This window comes from Hyalangium sp. (assembly GCF_035629615.1).
GTDB lineage: Bacteria > Myxococcota > Myxococcia > Myxococcales > Myxococcaceae > Hyalangium.
In genome coordinates, this window is the sequence record NZ_DASPHO010000127.1 from 1 (window position 1) to 2,302 (window position 2,302).

Annotated in this window: 2 protein-coding genes; both read left to right on the plus strand. The window is 67.4% G+C overall.

Annotated features, from left to right (window positions below):
- Positions 1–762: sensor histidine kinase (locus VD972_RS06205; RefSeq protein WP_324982186.1), on the plus strand; the 762-nt coding region annotated here is incomplete at its 5' end.
- Positions 759–2,216, plus strand: coding sequence for a sigma-54 dependent transcriptional regulator (locus tag VD972_RS06210; RefSeq protein ID WP_324982188.1), 1,458 nt, complete (start codon positions 759–761; stop codon positions 2,214–2,216). The genes VD972_RS06205 and VD972_RS06210, both read left to right, overlap by 4 nt.
- The last annotated feature ends 86 nt before the right edge of the window (positions 2,217–2,302 follow it).

The following is a 2,302-nucleotide window of genomic DNA, read 5'->3' on the forward strand; positions in this document are numbered from 1 at the left end:
AAGCGCGTGGTGTGCACCTACCGGGACGTCACCGAGGAGCACTCGCTCACCAAGCGGCTCATCGAGACGGAGAAGATGGCAGCGGTGGGGCAGCTGGCCGGGGGCGTGGCGCACGAGATCAACAACCCGCTGGGCGGCATCCTCGCGTTCGCGCAGCTGATGAAGCGGGACTCGGGGCGCACGGAGGCGGACAAGGAGTCGCTGGATCTCATCGAGGAGAGCGCGCTGCGGTGCAAGCGCATCGTCGAGAGCCTGTTGAAGTTCAGCCGTCACAGCAAGCCGGATGATCGGCGCCACTTCGACCTGTCGAAGTGTGTGGAGGACGCGACGGTGCTGTTCAAGGCGCAGCTGAAGGCCAACCCCAAGGTGAAGCTGGAGATGAACCTGTCGGCCGGGCTGCCCAAGCTGTTCGGGGATCCGGCCCAGCTGTCGCAGGTGGTGCTGAACCTGCTGCAGAACGGGCTGTATGCGCTGCCGGAGGCGGAGGGCGAGCTGCGGGTGGACACGGGGCGCGAGGGGGAGCGGTGCTTCTTCGCTGTCGCCGACACGGGGACGGGCATCGAGGAGAAGTACCTGCCGCGCATCTTCGAGCCGTCCTTCACCACCAAGCCGCCGGGCGAGGGGACAGGGCTTGGCCTGTCCATCGCGTACCGCATCGTCCAGGACCACGGTGGCGTCTTCCAGGTCGACACCCAGGTCGGCCAGGGCTCCCGCTTCACCGTCTATCTCCCCATTCCCCTGCAGCTCGAGAGGTTGCCGTGAACCAACCCAAGCGCGCCAAGATCCTCGTGGTGGACGATGACACTGTCGTCCTGAAGGCCGTCACCCAGATCCTCCAGCGCGAGGGTTATCCGGTGGTGGGCATCGACGACGCGGTGGAGGGCCTCACGGCCGCGAAGGATCCCTCCATCGACGTGGCGGTGCTGGACATCAACATGCCCCACCTGTCCGGCATGGATCTGCTCAAGGCCATCAAGGCCGAGCGGCCGGACGTGGAGGTCATCATGATGACGGCCTACGCCACGGTGGAGACGGCGGTGGAGGCGGTGAAGGCGGGGGCGTACGACTACCTGACCAAGCCCTTCGAGAACATCGACGACTTGAGCCTCACGGTGGGCAAGGCGGCCGAGCGCAAGGCGCTCAAGGATCGCACCCGCGCGCTGGAGGAGGCGCTCACGGTCCGCAGCCAGTTCGAGGATCTGATCGGCCAGTCCTCGCAGATGCGGGCGGTGTTCAAGCTGGTGGAGACGGTGAGCCACTCCACGGCCACGGTGCTCATCCAGGGCGAGAGCGGCACGGGCAAGGAGCTGGTGGCGCGGGCCATCCACTTCCGCAGCGCGCGCAAGGACAAGCCCTTCGTGGCGGTGAACTGCTCGGCGCTGACGGAGACGCTGCTGGAGAGCGAGCTGTTCGGCCACATGAAGGGGGCGTTCACGGGCGCCACCAACAACAAGAAGGGCCTCTTCGAGGCGGCCGACGGCGGCACCATCTTCCTGGACGAGATCGGCGATGTGCCACCGGCCACCCAGGTTCGCCTGCTGCGCGTGCTGCAGGAGGGTGAAGTCAAGCGAGTGGGCGCCAACGAGCCGGTGAAGGTGGACGTACGGGTGATTGCCGCCACGCACGTGGACCTGAACCGGGCCAAGTCAGAGGGCAAGTTCCGCGAGGATCTCTTCTACCGGCTCAACGTCATCACCATTGATCTGCCGCCGCTGCGGGACAGGCCGGAGGACGTGCCCCTGCTGGCGCACCACTTCCTGAAGGTGTACTCGGCGAAGCTGGCGAAGAAGGTGACGGGGTTCACGCCGCGGGCCATGGAGGCGCTCACGGTGAACCGGTGGACGGGCAACGTGCGCGAGCTGGAGAACGTCATCGAGCGCGCGGTGGTGCTCACCTCCAACGAAGTGCTGGACGTGGAGGATCTGCCGCCGGGCTTCCAGGAGTCTCCGCAGGCGGGCTCGCCGGTGGAGGTGTTCAGCCTGGCGCACCTGCCGTACGCGCAGGCCAAGCGGCTGGCGATGCGGGCCTTCGAGCGGCGCTACCTCACGGCGCTGCTGGAGAAGAACAACAACAACGTCTCCAGCGCCGCGCGCGCCGCGGGCGTGGACCGCTCCAACTTCCGCCGCCTGCTCAAGCAGTACGAGGTGGCCGGGCGCTCCATGAAGCGTGGCAAGGACGGCGACGGCGACGACGACGCGCTCGATGCCGCCTCCTGACGTGAGGGCGAGGGCTCAGCCGTCCTCACCCGGCTCGTGGGAGCGCTCCGCGAGCTGGCGTTGGATGGCCTCGTAGCGCTCGGCCA